Genomic DNA, 20,805 nt, shown 5'->3' on the forward strand with positions numbered 1-20,805 from the left:
CAGCATGAGACGGCTTGCCGCAAGCCTCGCGGTGGTCGGGTTGTTGCTACCGACCCAGACCGCCATGGCACACCACGCTCCGCCGAGTACCACCGTCACCTACACCACCTCCGACGAAGTGATCTCGAACCAGGAGCGCGGTTTCTACCACCACGCCGAGACGCACTACTACGCCGACAACTCCGGCTACGTCCCGCTCGACGTCACCAAGCTGCGCAACTTCCGCACCCAGGAACACATCACGCAGATCCTTCGGCTGTTCTACCTGGAGAAGTTCTCCAAGCAGGACGTGATCGACCAGCACTACCTCGACCTGATGCAGGCCGACTTCAACACGGCGCGGGCGGCCGGCGTGAAGATGATCGTCCGGTTCGCCTACGCATTGCCCGGTGACGGCTGGCCGCCGCCGACGCCGTACGGCGATGCGCCGGTCGCCCGGGTCGTCAAGCAGATCAAGCAACTGACGCCGATCCTGCGGAAGAACGCCGACATGATCGCGGTCGTCCAGTCCGGCTTCGTCGGGCTCTGGGGTGAGGGCTACTACACCGACTACTTCTCGAACCCGGCTGACCCGAGCCAGGTCTCCGATCAGAACTGGGCCGATCGCAAGGCCGTCATCGACGCGCTGCTCCAGGCGTTGCCGAAGGACAAGATGGTCCAGGTGCGGACGCCGTACATGAAGCAACGGATGTACGGCGTGCCGACGGGTACCGCGGGCGGGCTGACCGCGCAGCAGGCCTACAACGGGTCCGCGGTCGCGCGGATCGGGCAGCACAACGACTGCTTCCTGGCCAGCCCGGACGACTTCGGGACGTACCTGAGCGACCCGATTCAGCTCGACAAGGATTTCGTTGCCCAGGACACCAACTACGTGCCGGAGGGCGGCGAGACCTGTGGCGTGGACGCGCCGCGCTCGGAGTGGCCGTCCGCGTCGGCCGAGATGGCCGCGCTGCACTTCTCGTTCCTGAACATCGAGTACCACCCGGACGTGCTGGCCAGTTGGGGCGACAACATCAACATCGCGAAGCAGAAGCTCGGCTACCGGTTCGCAATGACCCAGAGCACAGTGAGCCAGTCGCACGGCAAGGTCGACGTCGGCGTGAAGATCCGGAACGACGGCTGGGCGGCGCCGTACAACCCACGCCAGGTGCAGCTGGTGTTCCAGAACTCCAAGCACACCTACCGCGTCAACGTGCCGGCCGATCCGCGCCGCTGGGGCGCCGGCCAGACCGTAAGCCTGAACTGGAGCGTCAAGCTACCCGCAGGCAAGTACAAGGTCCTACTCAACATCGCAGACCCCAAGCTCCAGTCCCAGTCCCACCTACCAGGCTCCACCGAAACCTACAACGCCGTCTACGCAGTACAACTCGCAAACAACGGCACCTGGCAACCAACCACCGGCTACAACGATCTACAGCAAACGGTGACTATCGGATAGGCGCCAGCAGCGCCGCTTTCGTGGGTATACCCATCAGAGCGGGGGTTGGCCAACCGGATTCCGGTTGGCCAACCCTCAGGCCGGCTGGCTTACCCACCAAACGGGCGCGCTGTCAGTTCGCGTCGCGGGGGGCGGGTTGGGGTTGGGCGGCTGTGGCCGCGCGGGCCTCGCGGGGGATGCCGGCGGCGGCGTAGGCGTCTGCTTCGTCGAGGGATTCGTGGAGGAGGAGTTGTTCGGCGATGGAGTCGAGGCGGGGGCGGTTGTCACGGAGGAGGCGGCGGGCCTCGGCGTAGCACTGTTCGATCAGGCTGCGGACCTCTGCGTCGACGGTGTTGAGGAGTTCGTCGGACACGCCCGCCGTCCGGGCGTCGCCCTCGGACGGGAGGATGGAGACCGGGCCGATCGCGTCGGACATGCCCCACCGCCCGACCATCGAGCGGGCGATCCGGGTCGCCGTCTCCAGGTCGCTCTCGGCGCCCGTGGTCACGACGCCGAGCACCTCCTTCTCGGCCGCCATCCCGCCGAGTGCGCCGATGATCCGGCCGCGGAGGTACTCCACGTCGTACCCGTAGCGGTCGGCATCCGGCGTCGACAGCGTCACGCCCAGCGCACGGCCGCGCGGGATGATCGACACCTTGCGAACCGGGTCCGCGCCCTTCTGGATCATGCCGAGCAGCGCGTGCCCGCCTTCGTGGTACGCCGTACGCCGGCGCTCCTCCTCCGGCATGACCACATTCCGCGCCGCACCGAGCTGAATCTTCTCGAGCGCATCGGTGAGATCGCGCTGGGTGATCTGCGACTCGCCCTGCCGCGCCGCTGCGAGCGCTGCCTCGTTCAGCAGGTTCGCAAGATCGGCTCCCGTCATGCCCGGTGTGGACTTGGACAGCGCGTTCAGGTCGGCGTCCGGCGCGAGCGGCTTGCCGCGGGCATGCACCTTGAGGATCGCTTCGCGGCCCGGCTGGTCCGGCGCGTTCACGGTGATCGTCCGGTCGAACCGCCCGGGCCGCAGCAGCGCGGGGTCGAGGACGTCGGCGCGGTTCGTGGCCGCCAACGTGACCACGCCTTCGGTGCCGGAGAAGCCGTCCATCTCGGTGAGGATCTGGTTCAGCGTCTGCTCGCCCTCGTCGTGCCCGCCGATCGAACGGGCACCGCCGCGAGCACGGCCGATGGTGTCGATCTCGTCGATGAAGATGATCGCCGGCGCCACCTTGCGCGCCTCACCGAACAGCTCCCGGACCCGGCTCGCGCCGACACCCACGATCATCTCGATGAACTCCGAAGCGCTCGCGGAGAAGAACGGTACGCCGGCCTCCCCCGCGGTCGCGCGGGCGAGCAGCGTCTTACCGGTACCGGGCGCGCCCTCGAGCAGCACGCCCTTCGGCGCCCGCGCGCCGAGTCGCCGGTACTTGTCCGGATCCTTGAGGTAGTCGACGACCTCCTCGATCTCGGCCTCGACCTCGTCGATCCCCGCCACGTCGGCGAACGTCACCCGCACCGTGCTCGGATCGACCGGCTTCTTCTGCTGGCCGCCACCGCCGAACAGCCCACCGACGCCGCCGAGCCCGCCCGCTGCGCGCTGCCGGCGGAAAAGCCACCAGTAGAACGCCGCGATCAGGATGAACGGGCCGAGCGAGATCAGCAGGTTCACCAGCACGCCACGCTGCGCGACCACCGGCGTCGCCCGGACGGTGGCGCCGCCCTTCTGCAGGTCGGCGTACAGGTTGTCGTTCGCGAACGTCGGCCGCTCGGTGGTGAACTTCGTGAAGTTCTGGTCGGTCTTGCCCGGCACCGGCGCGGCGTTCTTCAGCCGGCCTTGGATGGTGTCGCCGCGGGCGAAAACCTCGGCGACGTTCTGCTTCTGCACCTGCGCGGTGAAGTCGGTGTACGCGATGGTCTGCTCGCCGCCGGCCAACTGGTCCTGCATCGTCGTGAGCAGGAACAGCACGAGGTACCCGCCGACGATCCACGCGGCCCACTTCCACCACTTCGGGCGGCGCGGCTTGTCGCTGTCACCGTGACCGGGCGGCAGTCCCTCGGTCCGCCACGGCTTGTGCGGAGGCCGCTGCGACCCGTCGCCGCGATCGCCCTGACCAGGCCCTTGAGCAGAGCCCGGCCCTGGGCCTTGGCCGGAGTCCCGACCGTTGCCCTGGCCGCGGTCGGCCGTGGACTGGTCCTGCGGCGGCGGCTGATCCTTGTCGCTCATGAAGCCAACATAGGACCTGAACCGTCCCGGAAACAGCAACGACTCCGGCGTCGTACCCTGGCGCATGGCAAGACCTCTCGTCCTCGACTGCGATCCCGGCCACGACGACGCGATGGCGATCCTCCTCGCGGTCGCCGATCCGGCCGTCGACCTGCTCGCAGTGACGACCGTGGCCGGTAACCAGACCGTCGACAAATGCACGGTGAACGCGCGCCGGGTGCTGTCGCTCGCCGGCGTGTCCGACGTCCCGGTCGCGCGTGGTGCGGATCGGCCGCTGGTACGGCGATTGCGCATCGCGGACGACGTCCACGGCACGACCGGTCTCGACGGACCGCTCTTCGACGACGAGCCGTCGGTGCAGGAGTCGCCGTACTCCGCGCAGGAGCTGCTGGTCGACGTACTGCGGACGACGCCGGCGACGATCGTGGCGACCGGGGCGCTGACGAACATCGCGCGGCTGCTGTCGGACGAGCCGGGTCTGGCGGCGAACATCACCGAGATCGTCTGGATGGGCGGATCGACCGACCGCGGCAACATCGCACCCCTCGCCGAGGCCAACGCGTACGTCGACCCCGAGGCGGCGCAGCTCGTCGTACGGTCCGGGGTGCCGTTCACGATGTGCGGGCTGAATGTGACGCATCAGGCGCTGGTGACGGCCGACGTACTCGCGCGCTTCGAACAGCTCGGGACGCCCTTGGCGCAGGTGTGCATGGAGTGGATGACGTTCTTCGCGTCGACGTACCGGGAGCTGTTCGGCTTCGAGTCACCACCGCTCCACGATCCGGTTGCGGTCGCGCGCGTGATCGACCCGGCCATCGTCGGCTGCGTCGACGCAAACCTTGTCATCGAGACCCAAGGCGAGTGGACCGCTGGCGCAACCGTCGTCGACCTCGACGGCTACACCGGCCGCCCACCCAACGCGCAGATCGCAGTAACGCTCGACCAAGCCGCCTTCTGGGACCGGATCGTCGCCGCCGTGTCTGCCCTCAGCTGACTCGTCTGCTGACAGCGGAAGACCCTTCTCCCCGGCAGACGTCTGTCGCAGGGTGGACAGGACGACGCAACCAGGAGGAAGCATGCACCTCGAGAAACCAGCCGCGACCTGGCCACCGGGCCCGGAGATCCCGAAGCCGGGGGTGCCTCCGCAGCCTGGAGTCGCGCCGCAGCCGATCCTGCCCTCTTGGTACGAGCCGATGTCGATCAGTCTCGAGCGGGAGCTTGCTGATCGGCTGCTGGCGGAGCGGACGATCCTGGTCGACGGACGGCTGGACGACGCGTTGGCCAGTCACGTGGCGGCGCAGCTGCTGCTACTTGATGCTCGCAGCAACGAACCGATCATCCTGCACTTGTCCTCGACGGACTCCGAGCTGGATGCCGCGCTCGCCCTGACAGCCGCGATCGACCTGATCAGCGCGCCGGTTCACGTCGTTGCCCGTGGCACCGTTCGCGGTCCCGCGATCGCCGTGCTCGCCGCCGCTGCGCAGCGCGAGGCCCACCGCCACACGGTGTTCGTCCTGTCGACGCCCAAGGTCACAGCCGACGGCACGGCCGACCAGCTCGCGTCGTTCGCCGGCGAGCACGCGCGGCAACTCGGCCGCCTCCGGGACCTGATTGCCGACGCAACCGGCCGCTCACCCGACGAGGTGACGAACGACCTCGACCCGGGCCGCGTCCTCACCGCCGACGAAGCGAAGGACTACGGCCTGATCACCCAGCTGCTGTGATCGTCAGCACGAGGCGGCCGTCGGTTTCGCCGGCCGCCTGACGTTTCCACGCGCTCGCGACCTCGTCGAGCGTCACCGTCTCGTGCGCGACCGCGATGGCCCCGAAAGCCGCGTGGTGGAGTACGGCGGTCAACGCCTCCCGCCGCTGGTCCGCCGTCAACGCGTTGTTCGTGTACCCGAGCACGCTCGCCGTCCGGCCCCGCAGTACGGCCGACGAGAACACCGCCTCATCTCCCGACGATCCGCCGAGGTTGACGAGTCGGCCGCCCGGCGCGAGCACCCGCGCCGCGGCCGTCGCGGCAGTGCCGAAGACCGAGTCGATCACCACGTCGTACGACGGGGCACCGAGCCGGCTCGTCAGCTCGTCGACATCGGTGCTCGCGGCAACCACCTCGTCGGCACCGGCAGCGAGCGCCCGCTGTTTCGACGCGTCCGACCGGGCGACGGCGACGACGCGCGACGCACCGAGCACCCGGGCCGCACCGATCGCGACCTGACCCACGGCACCACCACCGCCGAGCACGAGCACCTGCTCCCCCGGCTGTAGCTGAGCTCGCCAGGTCAACGTCATCCACCCGGCCACCCCGGACAGCCCGATCGCCGCCACTGCCGCATCCGCGACCGGTGTCTCCAATGCAATCAGGTCCGCATCGGGTACGGCGGCTCGCTCCGCGAAGCTCCCGTCCCCCGCGGCCATCCCGGCCGAGGTCGCGAAGAACACCCGCGTCCCTAGCGCTAGCACGGAGGACTGCTCGACCACCCCGACGCCTTGCACACCCGGCACGTACGGCAACGCCGGCGGGCCGAAGTACGACGTACCGGAAGCGCACAACAGGTCCAGCGGAACGACCGGAGCGGCCGTCACGCGCACGATCGACACGCCCTCCCCGGCGACGGGATCCGGGTGCTCGACGTGCTTCGGCGGTTCGCCGTGAGTGTGCAGTACTGCGGCTCGCACGCGTCCTCCTCAGGTAGCGATGTCGGGATACGGCAACGAGTGCTGCTGCAGCGCCCGCCCGTACGCCTTCTGGTACTCGAGCGGCCCATGATCCCGCTCGAACATCGCGATGAACAACGTCAGCGTCAGGAACGGATGCGCGCCCAGCCCGAACAGTGCCACATGATCGTGCTCGCGCAACGCACGCCGCTCCTCGTCGGTGAATTCGAGCCAGGTCGACTTCTCCGCCACCGGACAGTTCAGCAGCTGGTTCGCCATCTCCTGCTCCCACCAGCTCACTGTCCCGGCGGCGTCCCCGCGGTACCGCTCGACCAGGTCAGGATCCCGGTCGACGGTGTAGAGGAACTTGTTCAGCAAGTACTTGCTCATGCCGGCACTCCGTTCGGGTACCAGGTGAAGTACGCCTCCATCGTGTGGAACAGGTCGAGTGAATCGACGTGATCCGCCTTCGCACCCGCACCCGCGACGCCCATCATCAGCATGAAGTCCATGAACCCGTGCGTCGCGTTGCCCGGCTGATGCAGGCTGTCCAGCGTGACCTCGGACATGCACCCGTCGAGATCACCGCTCGCGATCCAGTCCACTGCCTTGCGGTCGAACTCCGGATCGGGCCCGTGCTCGCCGAACTGCCGCGGCCCGCCGAGCTCCAGCGACAGGTGTCCGGTGCCGATGATCGCCACCCGCTTGTCGATCGGCCACGACTCGACCAGCTGCCGGATCGTCCGGCCCAGCTCGACGAACCGGCCGGGGCGGGGCAGCGGCGGAGCGAAGATGTTCGTGTAGATCGGCACGATCGGCAGGTCCGCGTCCGGGCGCAGCGTGATGATCGGGCAGGTGATGCTGTGGTCGATCCGCAGTTCGTTGCTGAAGGCAAGATCGAAGCCGGCGTCCAGGCCGTTGCGCAGGATGTGTGACGCCAGCTGCTCGTCCCCGGCCAGTCGCATCCGCGGCAGCCCGAACTCCCGCTCCTCGTTGTACCAGTTCGCGTCGAAGTACGGCGCTTTGCCGACCAGGAACTGGGGCATGTTGTCGAGCCACAGCTGGTGGAAGTGATCGCTGCCGACCATCACCAGGATGTCCGGCCGGGCCTTCGTCAGCGTCTCGCGAAACGCCTCGATCTTCGCCACCCACTCGTCGGCGAACGGCGGCCGGTCCGCGCCCGTCGCGGTGCTGGCCCGGTAGTAGAACGGATGATGCGTGGAGGCGATCACGGCGGCGACAGTGGCCATACGATGCTCCTTCAGGATTCCGGATCGACGTACACAGCGTTGCGGTCGACGGTGGAGTAGATATCCATCCCGATCGGCCGGCGACGCTCCTCGGCAAGCTGGCCGAGCAGCCCGGCAGCCCTTGCCAGCAAGGCGAATCCGCGCAGCAGCTCGACCGGCAATCCGAGGTCGGCGAGCGCCGCACCGCAGACTCCGGCCCCGTTCAAGGGCAGCTTGCGGCCGAGTACCTGCTCATGGACGCGGCCGATCGCCTGGAAGAGTTTGAGGTGCGGACCTTCGAGGCCTTCTTCGCGGGCGAGGTCGATCAGCACCGGCGTCCGCGGGTCCTGGACCTTGTGGACCGGATGTCCCAGGCCGGGGATGAAGGTTCCGTTGGCCCTGGACTGTTTGACGAGCTCCAGCGCGAGCTCGTCCCAGCCGGTCTCGTCTGTCGGCGGCTCGCCGCCGGCCAGCGCTTGGTGGAGGAACATCCCGCAGTCCTCGGTCACCCCGAGGAAGCGGGATCCACCACCGAGCAGACCGGCGGCGAGCGCCCCCTGCAGGGAATCCGGTGCGGACAGGTAGGTGACCCGCGCGGCGATCGCGGTCGGCGTGAACCCGTGGTCGGCCAGCGCGACCAGGACCGCCTCGAACACGCGAGTCTCCGACGGTGTCGGCCGGCGCAGTGTGACCAGCCAGAACGCCAGCTCGCCGAACCCCACCTTGCCCATCAGATCCGCGGTGAGATCCTGCCCGAGCAGGCGGATCTCATCAGCGGTCGACGTACCGAGCGAGGTCGGGAACGCCGGCGGTGCCGCGTGTTCGTCGCTCATCTCTCGCCCTCCAGCCATTTCCTCAGCTCGGCGCCGTGTTCGTCCAGCGACGGCGGCGGGAGCCGGTACGACGCGGCGTCGCTGGTGTCGCTGGTGAACGTGATCGGATTGCGGACCCCGGGGATCCCGCCGATCGTGACCACCGGATCCAGCCCGAGGTCCTCGGCGAACGCGATGCCGCCGTCGACGGTGTTGATCGGCCCGCACGGCACCCCGGCCGCGATGATGTCCCGGAACCACTCCAGCTTGGTTCTGGTCGACAATCGTTCGATCAGCAACGGCCGCAGTTCCTCGCGGTTCGCGGTCCGCTTCTCGTTCCGGTCGAACCGCGGATCGTCGGCCAGCTCCGGTACGCCGAGAACCTCGACCAGCTTGCGGAACTGCCCGTTGTTCCCGGCCGTGATGATCAGCTCCCCGTCCGCACACGGCAGCGGCTCGTACGGGAACAGGCTCGGATGGCTGTTCCCCATCCGCAGCGGTACGACGCCACCCGCGACGTACGCGCTCGACTGGTTCACCAGGCCGGACAGCGCAGACGACATCAGGTTGACCTCGACGTGCTCGCCGCGACCGGTCTCGTGGCGCGCATTGAGCGCGGCCAGCACGCCGATCGTGGCATGCAGCCCGGCCATCACGTCGAAGACCGAGATACCGGCCCGGAACGGCTCGCCCTTCGGGTCGCCAGTCAGGCTCATCAATCCGGAGATCGCCTGCACGATCAGGTCGTACCCGGGCAACGCGGCGCCCTTCGGCCCCGATCCGAACCCGCTGATCGAGGCGTAGATCAGCTTGGGGTTGCCCTTGGCAACAGTTTCGTAGTCCAGCCCGAACCGGGCCAGTCCACCCGGCCGGAAGTTCTCGACCAGCACGTCCGCGCGCCGCGCCAGCTCGTGCGCGGCCGCGAGGTCCTCGGCGTCCTTCAGGTCGAGCGCGATCGACCGCTTGTTCCGGTTCACCGCGAGGTAGTACGTCGAGATGCCGTCGCGGACCGGTGGTTGCCAGGACCGGGTGTCGTCACCGCCGGGCGCCTCGACCTTGACCACGTCTGCCCCGAGGTCGGCGAGCAGCATGGTCGCGTACGGGCCGGCCAGGATCCGGGAGAAGTCGGCCACCAGCAGTCCCGAGAGCGGACCCGTCACGCGACCTCCCAGCAAGATTCGCGGACAGCTGTCCGCGCGGCTAGATCGCTTCAGTCTCAGCCGCTCGGCGTTCGGCTGTCAACCACCCTCTCAACCACCCACCCGAACCCTTGACACCCCGGCACCGGCGCTCAGATAGTGAGTCTCATCGCCCCGATGACCGCCATACGGACGTATGTCCGGATACTTGCTGGAGGGGAATCATGACCACTGCCGAGACGCCGCTGGCGGGCCGGCCGATCCTGCTGCGCGGCGGGACCGTGCTGACCATGGACGACCAGCACACGATTGTCGACAACGGTGATGTTCTGATTGTTGACAATCAGATTGCTGCCGTCGGCCAGGCGCTCGAAGTCCCCGAGAACACCCAGGTGATCGACGCGACCGGCGGCATCGTGATGCCGGGCATGATCGACACCCATCGGCACATGTGGCAGACCGCGATGCGCGCGTACGGCGCCGACTGGACGCTGACGCAGTACTTCGTCTGGTACTACCTCGAGCACGGGAAGACGTTCCGGCCCGAGGACATCCATGCCGGCAACCTGACTTCGGCCTGGGAGTCGCTCGAGGCCGGTGTCACCACGACCGTCGACTGGTCACACGGCCTGCAGAGCGTCGACCACGCCGAGGCGGCCGCGGACGCGCTGCGCGCCGTACCCGGGCGGTTTGTTCTTGCCTACGGCAACATTCAGGCCGGACCGTGGGAGTGGACCGCGGACCCGGCGGTGCGTTCGTTCCTGGAGCGGATGCGCGACGACTCGAAGCTCGGGCTGCAGCTGGCCTTCGACGTGACCGGCGACCCGGCCTTCCCGGAGAAGGCAGCCTTCGAGGTGGCCCGGGAGCTCGGGCTCGGCGTGACCACGCACGCGGGCGTGTGGGGTGCGACCAACGACAACGGCATCAAGCTGATGCACGAGAACGAGTTCATGACGCCGCAGAACATCTACGTCCACGCGGCCACCCTCACCACCGACTCGTACCAGCGGATCGCCGCGACCGGCGGCTCGATCTCGGTCTCCACCGAGTCCGAGCAGAGCGCCGGCCAGGGCTACCCGCCCACCTGGCAGGTACGCCGGCACAACATCCCGGTATCGCTGTCGATGGACACGAGCGTCTGGTGGAGCGGCGACCTGTTCAGCTCGATGCGGACCACGCTCGGCGCCGATCGGGCCCGCGAACATCTCGAGGCGCACATGAAGGGCGCCACCGTGACCCACAGCCATCTGCGCGCCGAGCATGTCGTCGACTGGGCGACCCGCGGCGGTGCGAAGGCCCTCGGCCGCGACGACCTCGGCAGCCTCGAACCAGGCAAGACGGCCGACGTCATCCTGATCAAGAACGACTCGTCCCCGGTCTCGTTCCCGCTGATCAACCCGTACGGCCAGGTGGCGTTCCAGTCCCAGCGCGGCGACGTACACACCGTGATCGTCGACGGCCTCGTCGTGAAGCACGACCATCAACTCGTCGGCTGCGACCTCACCGCCGTACGCCGGGAGGTCGAGTCCACCGTCGACTACCTGCGTTCGACGCTCGGCGAGGAGGCGTGGCGGAGCGGGATGAACCCGGAGCTGCCGAAGGGCGAGGTGCTCGACAACCCGTACCAGTACACCGACTACAAGTCCGACTCGACGCGGGAAGCACGTGGCACCATCTTCGGTGAGCATTAGTCGATCGAGGAGGAGCAACAGATGGCAGGGCGTGGCGCAGGTCCGGATTTCGTCGAGTCGCTGGCTCGCGGGCTGGATGTGCTTGCCTGCTTCGACGCCGACCACCGGACCATGTCCCTCAGCGAGGTGGCGACCGCGGCCGGTCTGGCCCGGCCGACCGCGCGCCGCCTGCTGCTCACCCTCGAGGAGCTGGGATTCGTCCGCACCAGCGACGGCGCCTTCCAACTCACCCCGAAGGTGCTCACCCTCGGGATGGCGTACGTCGGTTCGCTCGGACTGTGGGACATCGCGAAACCGCACCTCGAGTCACTCGTCGGCCGGACCGGTGAGTCGTCGTCGATGGCACAGCTCGACGGCTCGGACATCGTGTACGTCGCTCGCGTATCGGTGCCAAAACTGATCGCGCTGCGGGTAGACATCGGGACCAGGTTCCCGGCCGCTCAGACCTCTCAAGGCAAGGTGCTGCTCTCAGCGCTCTCCCCCGCCGAGCTGGCCGACGTACTCGCGTTGCCCAGCCGCGCCGGCCTCCCGCCGTACATCGGTCGGACGGCTGACCAGTTGCGCGACGAGCTCACCGAGATCCGCGCCCGCGGATGGGCGCTGGCCGACGAGGAGCTCGCGCCGGGCGTTCGCTCGGTCGCGGTGCCGGTCCGCGACGGAACCGGCACGGTCCGGGCCGCAATGAACGTGACCGTCCATGCCGCCGAGACCACGGTCGACACGCTGTTGCACGACCATCTGCCGCAGCTGCTGCGTACTGCGGGCGACGTCAGTGCGGAGTGGGCCCTGTGGCAATCTCGGCCCCACGTGGAGATCGAGCAACGACACGAGACGACTGCCTGAATGCTGCTTGAATTACAGCATGACCGTTCTCGACTCCCCCATCCCCCGCTTCCATCTCGCAATGCCGGTCGACGACCTCGACACGGCGCGGCACTTCTACGGCGAGGTCCTCGGCCTCGAGCAGGGCCGCAGCTCCGAGACCTGGATCGACTGGAACCTGCGCGGCCACCAGTTCGTCACCCACGTCGCCCCGGAGCGGCAGCAGCGGATCCACAACCCGGTCGACGGTCACGACGTACCCGTGCCGCACTTCGGGCTGATCCTGACCGTCGATCAGTTCCAGACCTTCGCGGAGCGATTGAAGGCGGCCGGCACCGAGTTCGTGATCGAGCCGTATGTGCGGTTCCAGGGTCAGACCGGCGAGCAGTGGACGATGTTCTTCCTCGACCCGGCCGGGAATGCCCTTGAATTCAAGGCGTTCGCGGACGACTCGCAGGTGTTTATGGCGTGATCCAGCCGGTGAGGATCGTGGTCCCCGACGTGGTCGTGCATACCAAACGGTATGGTACGTTCGGCGGCGGGTGGAGGACGAAGAAGCCGAGGTCGTCGATGTCCGTCGTGGCCAGCTTGCCGCTCTCACCGCGGGCACTGACCGCTCCGGCTTCGGGCGGATCCAACTGACCGAGGACGGCGTCGGGTGTCAGCTCGAGCTCGACCGTCCAGCCGTCCGAGGCGAAGGTGAGCGACCGCAGGATCGCGCTCTCGGACCGGATCGCCAGCGCATCCAGTGAATCCCAGGCCGAGTCGTAGGTGAGCGCCGCCAGTTCGGCGTCGATGGTCCGCCACGCGAACGCGGCCTTACCGGCGTCGACGAACGCGGCCGGCACCTCGTCGGAAGACGCCAGCGCGTCCCGCAGGGCATCAATCAACTTCTCGTCGTCGTTCCAGTCCGGATTCATCACGGTTCTCACCCCCTCGTCCCTTGATCAAAATCGGGTCCGTCCGCCGCCAGCAACACCAGCGCGGGCGTTTGCCGCAGCTTGGTCAGGCAGCGGGCCCGGTTCGGCCCGATGCTGCCGATCGGCACCTGCAGTCGCCGGCTGATCTCGCCGTACGGCGCCGGCGGATCCTGGATCAGCAAGGCCAGCAAGAGCTGGCATTGTCGCGACAACTCCGCGAACGCGGTCCGCAGGATCGTCCGGCGTTCGTGCCGCAGCACTTCCTCTTCGGCGATCGCCTGCTCGGGTACGTCGGGCGACTCCGCCAGGTCGACCGGCTCGACCCGGCTGGTCGATCGGATCAACCGAAAGCATTCCCGCTGCGTCGTCGTCGCGATCCAGCCCGGCAACGCCGCCGGCTCGCGCAGGCCGGGCAGATGCTCGACCAACCGCAACCAGACGCTCTGCCCGACATCGTCGATATCAGGCTGCGCCAATCGATACCGTCGGCACACTGAGAAGACCAGTGGGGCGTACCGCTCCACCAGCTCGTCCCAGGCATTCTTCTCGCCGTCCCTGGCCCGGGTGACCAGGTCGACGACTGTCGGGTCGTCCCGCATGCCGCCCCCCTTCTCTCACCGGACCCCTTCACTAGTACAGAGTCGGTCCGGACCACTGCTGATACATCCGGTCGCTAGGCGCCGAGCGCGACAAAGGATCGCGCTGCGGCGATCGTCACGGGATCGCCGCGGGCCTCGGTCTGTGCGCCGGCGAACGCGGTCGCCAGCGACTGACCGGACTGCAGGTTGTCGTGCAACGCGAGCATCAGCGGCGCGGTGGCCGGATCGTTCACCGGTACGACGCTCGCGAGGATCCCCGCCGCACCCAACGGAATCAGACTGCTGCTCAACCCCAACAGCTCATCCGCACCGACGGGCTTCGCCAGCCCGGAGTCGCAACTCGACAACACCATCCGGTACGGCGCTCTGCGCAGCCGCTCGAAGTCGTATACGGTCAGCGGCCCGTCGTCGAGCCGCAACGACGAGAACAGCGGGCTGTCCGCGCGGAACGTCCCGTGCGCCGCGATGTGCGCGATCCACGCGCCGTCGAGCTCACGCAGTACCTTCTCCGCGGTCGCGTCGCCGTCGGCCAGCACGGTCGCGTCCGGGTACTTCTCGGCCAACCGCATGACCTCCGCCCGGCCAGCCGACAACCCTGGCCCGAGCACCAGCACCACCCGTCGATCAGCCGGCGGCCGCAACCGCCGCGCCCTCAGCCAGGTAGCCGCCGACGGCACCACGTTCACCGGCCGCTCAGCCAACGCCGGCACCAGCCCCCAAGGCAACGCCTGCAACCGACCCGGCGGCACCATCACGACCGCCCGATCCCCCAGCAGCTCCTGCGCACTCCCGAGAATCGCATCCCCAAGCCGCTGCCCCAGCACGTCGAGCGAAGGCCCCCGATACTCCCGCCCCCGCGCACCACCCGCAGCGCCTGTCTGCGGGCGCGCTGATGGGCGGGCATGGGCGAGCCAGCGTAAGCGGAAGCGAGAGCGTTCGACCTCGACTGCGGCAGCAGCGAGCGGGCCGACCTCGTGGCGGGTGATGCGCCCGTCCTGCACCACCACCGCGTGCAGGACGCCATCGACCTCGATCAACTCGACGAGCGCCGTCTCGCCCAAGGCATCAACCAGCGCATCAACGTCGAACCGCGACGCCGCACCGCCCAACGTCCCGCCCTGCGCCCGCAACGCCCGATCCCGAACAGCCTTCTCCAGCCGCCGGCGTTCCTTCTCCAACGAAGGATCAGTCGACGCATCCGATCGCCGTACGACGTCGCGCAAAGCTGCCAGGTCAGCGCCCAACTGCTCGTCATCCGACGGCCGAACCGGCGGAACCCCCAACGCCGTCGCCCGCCACCGCTCTCCCCAGACCAGCAAGCGCCGCGGATCATCCCGCCGCAACGCGTCCCGCAGCGCCAACTCCGCCAGCTCCGCACCCTGACCGGTCGCCAACGCCCGCAACTCAGTCGCCCCCATCGTCAGCCGATGCTCGTCCAACGCATCGAGCCCGCGACCGCACGCCGACAACATCCCGCGCACATCGTCTCGAGCCTCGGCCCGCAACGCCTTCCCCAGCCACGCGGCGCTCCGAGCCATCGGCGGCGTGTCCTTGCTGTGCTGACCGGCCAGCTCCAGCTCACGATCCGCAGTACGCGACCGCCCGCCGGCCAACGCGAGCCGACCGGCCAGCAGATGCGCCGCCGACGCGTCGGACGCACCCAACGCGTCGAGTCGCCGAGCGGCCGCACTGACTCGGCGCAACAACGACTCGCCACGCTCGCCGGCCTGATAGCGAGCCTCCAACTGCACCATCGAAGACCGCACCGACCACCACTCCCGGCGCTGCGCGGAGAACAACCGCCGCGCCCGATCCGCCCGGTCCTGCGCGGCCTGCGGATCACCCGCCGCGAGCGCCGCCGTCGCCGCCGCGAACCACAGCTCGCCCCGCTTGGTCGCCGTACCGCCCTCTGCTTCCATCTGGGCGATCGCCTGATCCATCTCGGCCAGCGCCTCCGCGCTCAGCCCGGCAGCGAGCAGTACGCCGCAGCGGTCGATCGCGAGGTCCGGCCAGACGACACCGACCGCCGCGAACCGTCGTCCCGCTTCGTCGAGGTAGCGCAGCGCCGACGGCAGATCGCCGCGCGAGTACGCGACCAATCCGCGATTCTGCCGCGCTTCGGCGTACTCGAACTCCTGACCGGTCGCTGCGTACAACTTCTCGGCGACCGCGAAATCCGCGTCCGCCCGCTTCGTGCCACCCAACGCGAGCTGGATGAAACCGCGATAGTTCCGCGACCGCGCCTCCCAGACCTGATCGCCCGAACGCCGCAACCGCTCGATCGCCAGCCGCAGATCGTCCAGCGCTTCGCGATGCCGCCCGAGCACCAGCAGTACGTCGGCACGCCGCACCAGCACTCGCCCCGTCAGCGCACCGCGACTCAGCTCGACCGCACGATCGAGCCGCGCCAATCCCTCGCGACTCCGGCCCGCCCGACCGAGCGTTGCGCCCAATGTGGCAAGGACATCCGCTTCACGCTCCGAACGCCCTGACTGCTCGGCGAGCCGCAGCGCCGTACGCAACTCGCGGACCGCCGCCGGGATGTCGCCGAGCTGCCGCAGACTGATGCCCCAGGCCTGATGCGCGAACGAGGCCTCGATCGCGAGCGGATCACTCGCCAGCAGGCTGCGGGCGGACGCGATCGCGTCGTGCGGGCGCGACAACGCGAGCGGCAGCAGATTTTCTGCTGCCTCGGCACTCCCCCCGGCCGTCGGCATTCTGAAATGATAACGGCCGTTGCATTCATCGAGGGGGGAAGGAAGTAAATGGCGGATCAAACGAGCGACCGAAAATACATCGCTCAGATCGAACTGATTCTGGCCGCGTTCGGACGCGAGGTCGAGGTCCATCCCGAGGATTGGCAGAAGCGGCCGGAGGGCGCCGACTATCTGTACCGCACGGGAGTCGTCCTGGTCCGGGACGAGGACGTCACCCGGGTGATCGAGCTCTTCCAGGGCGGCCGCCCGGCCGAGGGTGGGATCGGCGGCGTGACCCGGTTGCTGCTGCCGGAGAAGGTGCCGGGCGACGCGCCGGAGGATCGCTCTGTCACCCAGCGGTTCCTGATGTACGCCGACCTGCGGCTCGGACGCGGCGTGGTGACGCCCGAGCACTTGTTCTATGTAACGCCCAGCGTCAGCCCGTGTCCGGCGACCGAGCCGGAGGAGGTGCCGCCCGGGATCCCGCCGGACCCGGTGCTGCCGACTCCGTTCCTGCCCGCGGGCGCCGCGGACGGCCGGGGCGTGAAGGTCGTCGTACTGGATGTCGGCTGGTCGGATGCGCCGGCGGCGTACTGGCTGAACGGTGTGACCGGTGACCCGGAGAACGCGTTCGACGGTTCGGGCCGGATCCGGCCGTACGCCGGCCACGGCACGTTCATCGCCGGGGTCATGCGGGCGATCGCTCGCAACGTCGAGATCGTGGTGAAGAGCTACTTCACCTCGGCCGGCGCGATGTGGGAGTTCGACCTCGCCGCGGCGCTGGACGAAGTACTGGATCTCGCGCCGGACATCATCAGTCTGTCGGCGGGCACCCGGACGCGGTTCGACCTGCCGGCGCTCGGTCTGGACGTGTTCATCCAGACCCGGCTCAACCGCGTCAACGGCCTCACGCTGGTCGCCGCGGCCGGCAACGAGTCGAGCCGGGACTACTTCTGGCCGGCGGCGTTCCCGGAGACCGTCGGCGTCGGAGCGCTCGCAGAGAACGGGCGGGACCGGGCGTCGTTCAGCAACTTCGGCGGCTGGGTCGACGTCTACGCGCCGGGCGAGAACCTGGTCAACGCGTTCCTCACCGGCGACTACGAGTGCACCGAACCGCCGAACACCGGCCAGTTGCGCTCGTTCGCCGGCATGGCGCGATGGAGCGGTACGTCGTTCGCGACGCCACTCGTCGCGGGTCTGATCGCCGGGCGGATGTCGCTCACCGGCGAGAACGCCAAGCAAGCAGCCGACGCGTTGCTCGCCTTCGCGCTGACCCAGCCGGAGCCGGGCGTCGGTCCGGTCCTGCGGGCCGGCGACGCGATCACGTCAGTCAGCTGACCTGACGCGCTGACGCGGTGCGGGACCAACCGGCCTGACCGCCGGACCTCCCGCACCACGTCAGCCACCCCCTCTGCGCGCCCCCGCGTTGTCCTCCCCCCTGCAACAACTCGAAGGCTTCCCCCCACATTGGTGCGGAGTCACCCTCGGTGCCGGTTGATACACCCGGTCATCAGGAAAGTTTCCAACGTGACAGCTACTTCGGATGCTCACAGAGGAACGGCGCACGGTTGGCGCCCGAGTGGTAGTTGTACTGCGTACCGTCGACCTCGAGGATGATCCGCCCACCCGGCACCAGCGCCTGGGTGTACATCATCCCCGGCTCCGGACAGCCGAGGCTGCCGTCCGACCAGGTGACTTCCTCCGAACTCACCACCGTCACCCGGGCCGCGTCGATACCCAGCCGCTTGGCGAGGTCGGCCTTGGCCTGCTCGACCTGCCCGCCGGCCGGCGGAGTACTGCTGCTGCTCGTGGGGCTGGGTGTCATCGAAGGAGTCCCTCCCGTTCCGGTGTCAGTTCCGGTGTTATTGCCGCAAGCAACCAAAAGGCAGCCTGTCGCGAGTACGACGCTCACTGTCCGCATCACCATCACCTCCCACAGTAGACGGCGGAACAGCTGTATTCGTTGCAGATGTATCGCACGAATGTTGTTCAGATTCTGTTTGCCACTTGTCAGCCGGCGACCTGAAGGATCGTGGAAACTCGGGAAACCGCCTGTCAAGGAGCATTGCATGTCTGTCGATCGTCGTTCCGTCCTCCGCGGAGCCGCCGTAGGTGCGGCCGGAGTCGGTTTCACCGCAGTCGGCGCCGTGCCGACGCTGGCCGAGGCTGCGCCCGCTTCGCGCAGCGGCCACACGCCGTTCCCGCAGCACCGGCCCTTCCCGCCGCTGCTCGACGACCCGAAGGGCCTGCTCGCGCTGCCGGCCGGGTTCAAGTACCGGGTCGTCACCCAGGCCGGCGAGACCAAGCTGAAGAGCGGTCAGGCGACGCCGGCCCTGCACGACGGCACCGCGGTCTTCGACGGCAGCCGGCACGGCACCTACACGCTGATCCAGAACCACGAGATCGGTGCCGCCGACCCGCTCGGCGTACCGGCGATCGAGGGCACCGTGTACGACAGCGGTGTCGGTGCGGCCGGCGGCTGCACGGTCATCTCCGTCGACGGCGACGGCAAGAACCTCGGCGAGTGGGTCGGCATCTCCGGCACGATCACCAACTGCGCCGGCGGCCCGACGCCGTGGGGCACCTGGATGACGTGCGAGGAGACCGAGAACAAGGCCAACGGCACCACCCGGCTGAAGGACCACGGCTACGTCTTCGAGGTCTGGGCCGACGGCAAGACCGCGCACCCGGTGCCGCTGAAGGCCCTCGGTCGCTACGCGCACGAGGCGCTCGCGATCGACGAGGACCGCACGCACATCTACCTGTCCGAGGACGCCTCCGGCCCCACCGGCTCGTTCTACCGCTGGTCGGCGCCGCGCGGCTACCGGCTCAGCTCGCGCAGCTGGCAGGACCTGCAGAACAAGGACTTCGGCACGCTCGAGGCGCTGGCGATCCTCGGTGACGACGGCAAGCCGATCCCGGACGTCGCGTACCTGACCTCGGCCCAGCTGCTCCGTCCGTTCCGCACCACCTGGGTGCCGGTGCCGGACCGCGACGGCGCGACGACCTCGGTCCGCAAGCAGTTCACCGACGGCCAGATCACCCGCGGCAAGAAGTTCGAGGGCGTCTACGGCACCAAGCAGGGCGTGTACGTCGTGAACTCGTACGCCGAGTCCGGCACCGCCGACCTGCCCGCCGACGCCGTACCGCACGACGGCATGGTGTGGTTCTACAACTACGACGCGAAGACCATCCAGCTGGTCACGTACTTCCCCGAGAACGCCGCCGCGAACAAGGGCCCCGAGGCGAAGTACGACGACCTGAACTTCGACAGCCCGGACAATGTCACCGTGACGCCGTGGGGCTCGCTGATCCTGGCCGAGGACGGTCAGGCCAGCAGCCACGTGCTGAGCGCGACGCCGGGCGGACCGACGTACGCGATCGCCCGGAACATGCTGAACGACTCGGAGTTCACCGGTCCGACGTTCTCCGCGGACGGCAAGGTGCTGTTCGTCAACATCCAGACGCCGGGGATCACGCTGGCCATCACCGGCCCGTGGCGCGACTACCTCGGCTGAGCCCGACTCCCCGACAAGGCAGCGAGAAGGGTCAGCGAGCGTTCGTCTGGTCCGACGCGCACCTCGTTCATCAGGTAAGAGAAGGCGGTCTCGCGGCCCGGCCATGCGCCGTGCCGCGAGCCGCCTGCTCCCGGGTGACCGAAGGCGTCGGCCGGGCCGTCGCCGGTCTGCAACTCGAACCCGGCGCCGTAGACCATCGGACTCCCCCACGTCGGCTCGATGCCACGCCGGATCTCCCGGCGACCGAGCTCGACGATCTCCGGCGAGAGAACACCGTCTCCTAAGAGGGAGTCGTAGAACTTCGCCATCCCACGCGCTGTCGCATAGCCACCGACCGCCGCAAGCCCGGCGCTGCGGTACTCGCCGCTGTTCCAGATCTTCTCCGAACCTGGAACCCACAGCGGGTTGGGCCGGTTCAACTCCGACCACGGTCCGTCGACGAGTACGCCTTCCGGAGCGACCATCGTCGCTGCTCGCCAGTGCAGCTCCTCGGGCAAACCGATCCAGACTTCGAGCTGCAGCGGTACGGCGAACTCGTCGGCGAAGAACTGCCCGACTGTGCGGCCGTCAACCCGTCGTACCAGCTCGTCGAGAAGCCAACCCCAGGTCACCGGGTGGTACATGAACGCGGTGCGCGGATCAGACGCCGGCGCCTGCGCGGCGAGGTGTGCTGCCATCGCGTCGTGGTCGAGCAGATCGGCGTACCCGGCCTCGACCCACGGCAGGCGGGCCTGGTGGGACAGCACCTCGGCGACCGTGATCCGATCCTTGCCCTCGGCACCGAACTCGGGCCAGTAGCGACTCAGCGGATCGTCGAACGACAGCTGGCCACGTTGCACCAGCAACAGGACGCACGCGCTGGTGAGGCCCTTGGTCCCCGAGAACATCAGGTGGATCGTGTCGTGATCCCACGCTCGGCCCGTTTCCGGGTCGGCGATCCCGCGCCACAGGTCGACGACCAGCTCGCCGCGGTGGTACGCCGCGAACGCTGCGCCGAGCTCGCCGCGCTCGGTGAAGTTCCGATCGAAGGCCTCGGCCACGTGCTCGAATCCTGATGCTGTCCACATGGTCTTGATA

Annotated in this window: 19 protein-coding genes; 8 read left to right on the plus strand and 11 right to left on the minus strand. The window is 68.5% G+C overall.

What is annotated here, in order from left to right:
- Positions 1–4: 4 nt before the first annotated feature.
- Positions 5–1,438 (plus strand): DUF4832 domain-containing protein, encoded by a 1,434-nt coding sequence (locus tag ACQPYH_RS25000; protein ID WP_432875880.1) that lies wholly within the window; start codon positions 5–7, stop codon positions 1,436–1,438.
- A 112-nt stretch (positions 1,439–1,550) separates the two neighbouring features.
- Here ACQPYH_RS25000 and ftsH read toward each other — a convergent pair whose 3' ends face one another.
- Positions 1,551–3,641, minus strand: a complete 2,091-nt coding sequence (gene ftsH / locus ACQPYH_RS25005) for an ATP-dependent zinc metalloprotease FtsH (RefSeq protein WP_432875882.1) — start codon at positions 3,639–3,641, stop codon at positions 1,551–1,553.
- 64 nt (positions 3,642–3,705) lie between these two features.
- Between ftsH and ACQPYH_RS25010 the strand changes: the two genes are divergently transcribed.
- Both ACQPYH_RS25010 and ACQPYH_RS25015 read left to right on the plus strand, forming a co-directional pair.
- On the plus strand, positions 3,706–4,635 hold the full coding sequence (locus ACQPYH_RS25010; protein WP_432875884.1) for a nucleoside hydrolase: 930 nt from the start codon (positions 3,706–3,708) through the stop codon (positions 4,633–4,635).
- Between the two features lie 82 nt (positions 4,636–4,717).
- The gene (locus ACQPYH_RS25015; protein WP_432875886.1) at positions 4,718–5,365 is read left to right on the plus strand and encodes an ATP-dependent Clp protease proteolytic subunit; all 648 of its coding nucleotides are present in this window, start codon (positions 4,718–4,720) and stop codon (positions 5,363–5,365) included.
- Here the strand turns inward: ACQPYH_RS25015 and ACQPYH_RS25020 are convergent.
- The 5 genes from ACQPYH_RS25020 to ACQPYH_RS25040 are packed head-to-tail and all read right to left on the minus strand — an operon-like array spanning position 5,349 to position 9,503.
- On the minus strand, positions 5,349–6,323 hold the full coding sequence (locus ACQPYH_RS25020; RefSeq protein WP_432875888.1) for a quinone oxidoreductase family protein: 975 nt from the start codon (positions 6,321–6,323) through the stop codon (positions 5,349–5,351). The genes ACQPYH_RS25015 and ACQPYH_RS25020 overlap by 17 nt on opposite strands.
- Positions 6,324–6,332: 9 nt before the next feature.
- Complete coding sequence (locus tag ACQPYH_RS25025) at positions 6,333–6,692, minus strand: hypothetical protein (protein WP_432875890.1); 360 nt, start codon at positions 6,690–6,692, stop codon at positions 6,333–6,335.
- Positions 6,689–7,552 (minus strand): hypothetical protein, encoded by an 864-nt coding sequence (locus tag ACQPYH_RS25030; protein ID WP_432875892.1) that lies wholly within the window; start codon positions 7,550–7,552, stop codon positions 6,689–6,691. Before ACQPYH_RS25030 ends, ACQPYH_RS25025 begins: the two co-directional genes overlap by 4 nt.
- A gap of 11 nt (positions 7,553–7,563) precedes the next feature.
- Positions 7,564–8,364 carry a citryl-CoA lyase gene (locus ACQPYH_RS25035; protein WP_432875894.1) on the minus strand — a complete coding sequence of 267 codons (801 nt, stop codon included), beginning with the start codon at positions 8,362–8,364 and terminating at the stop codon, positions 7,564–7,566.
- Entirely contained in the window at positions 8,361–9,503 is a 1,143-nt protein-coding gene (locus tag ACQPYH_RS25040) for a CaiB/BaiF CoA transferase family protein (protein ID WP_432875895.1), read from the minus strand. The genes ACQPYH_RS25035 and ACQPYH_RS25040 overlap by 4 nt, the downstream gene beginning before the upstream one ends.
- 203 nt (positions 9,504–9,706) lie before the next feature.
- On the opposite strand from ACQPYH_RS25040, the gene ACQPYH_RS25045 reads away from it, so the two are divergent.
- The 3 genes from ACQPYH_RS25045 to ACQPYH_RS25055 are packed head-to-tail and all read left to right on the plus strand — an operon-like array spanning position 9,707 to position 12,467.
- Entirely contained in the window at positions 9,707–11,173 is a 1,467-nt protein-coding gene (locus ACQPYH_RS25045; RefSeq protein ID WP_432875897.1) for an amidohydrolase family protein, read from the plus strand.
- Between the two features lie 21 nt (positions 11,174–11,194).
- Positions 11,195–12,016: an IclR family transcriptional regulator domain-containing protein gene (locus tag ACQPYH_RS25050; RefSeq protein ID WP_432875899.1), complete on the plus strand. Its 822-nt coding sequence runs from the start codon at positions 11,195–11,197 to the stop codon at positions 12,014–12,016.
- Between the two features lie 19 nt (positions 12,017–12,035).
- Entirely contained in the window at positions 12,036–12,467 is a 432-nt protein-coding gene (locus ACQPYH_RS25055; RefSeq protein WP_432875901.1) for a VOC family protein, read from the plus strand.
- On the opposite strand, the gene ACQPYH_RS25060 is transcribed toward ACQPYH_RS25055, so the two are convergent.
- The 3 genes from ACQPYH_RS25060 to ACQPYH_RS25070 form a co-directional block, all read right to left on the minus strand.
- Complete coding sequence (locus tag ACQPYH_RS25060; protein ID WP_130447484.1) at positions 12,457–12,927, minus strand: hypothetical protein; 471 nt, start codon at positions 12,925–12,927, stop codon at positions 12,457–12,459. The genes ACQPYH_RS25055 and ACQPYH_RS25060 overlap by 11 nt on opposite strands.
- Positions 12,924–13,514 carry an RNA polymerase sigma factor gene (locus ACQPYH_RS25065; protein WP_432875904.1) on the minus strand — a complete coding sequence of 197 codons (591 nt, stop codon included), beginning with the start codon at positions 13,512–13,514 and terminating at the stop codon, positions 12,924–12,926. Before ACQPYH_RS25065 ends, ACQPYH_RS25060 begins: the two co-directional genes overlap by 4 nt.
- 74 nt (positions 13,515–13,588) lie before the next feature.
- Positions 13,589–16,231: a CHAT domain-containing protein gene (locus tag ACQPYH_RS25070; RefSeq protein WP_432875906.1), complete on the minus strand. Its 2,643-nt coding sequence runs from the start codon at positions 16,229–16,231 to the stop codon at positions 13,589–13,591.
- A 48-nt stretch (positions 16,232–16,279) separates the two neighbouring features.
- Here ACQPYH_RS25070 and ACQPYH_RS25075 point away from each other — a divergent pair, with 48 nt between their 5' ends.
- On the plus strand, positions 16,280–17,548 hold the full coding sequence (locus ACQPYH_RS25075) for a S8 family peptidase (protein ID WP_432875909.1): 1,269 nt from the start codon (positions 16,280–16,282) through the stop codon (positions 17,546–17,548).
- Between the two features lie 196 nt (positions 17,549–17,744).
- Here ACQPYH_RS25075 and ACQPYH_RS25080 read toward each other — a convergent pair whose 3' ends face one another.
- Positions 17,745–18,035 carry a hypothetical protein gene (locus ACQPYH_RS25080; RefSeq protein WP_432875912.1) on the minus strand — a complete coding sequence of 97 codons (291 nt, stop codon included), beginning with the start codon at positions 18,033–18,035 and terminating at the stop codon, positions 17,745–17,747.
- Between the two features lie 244 nt (positions 18,036–18,279).
- Here ACQPYH_RS25080 and ACQPYH_RS25085 point away from each other — a divergent pair, with 244 nt between their 5' ends.
- Positions 18,280–19,728 (plus strand): alkaline phosphatase PhoX, encoded by a 1,449-nt coding sequence (locus ACQPYH_RS25085; RefSeq protein WP_432875915.1) that lies wholly within the window; start codon positions 18,280–18,282, stop codon positions 19,726–19,728.
- Here the strand turns inward: ACQPYH_RS25085 and ACQPYH_RS25090 are convergent.
- The gene (locus tag ACQPYH_RS25090; RefSeq protein WP_432875917.1) at positions 19,716–20,795 is read right to left on the minus strand and encodes a serine hydrolase domain-containing protein; all 1,080 of its coding nucleotides are present in this window, start codon (positions 20,793–20,795) and stop codon (positions 19,716–19,718) included. The genes ACQPYH_RS25085 and ACQPYH_RS25090 overlap by 13 nt on opposite strands.
- Positions 20,796–20,805: the final 10 nt, after the last annotated feature.

The sequence above is a fragment of the Kribbella sp. CA-245084 genome (assembly GCF_050942355.1).
In the GTDB taxonomy this organism is placed as follows: Bacteria; Actinomycetota; Actinomycetes; order Propionibacteriales; family Kribbellaceae; genus Kribbella.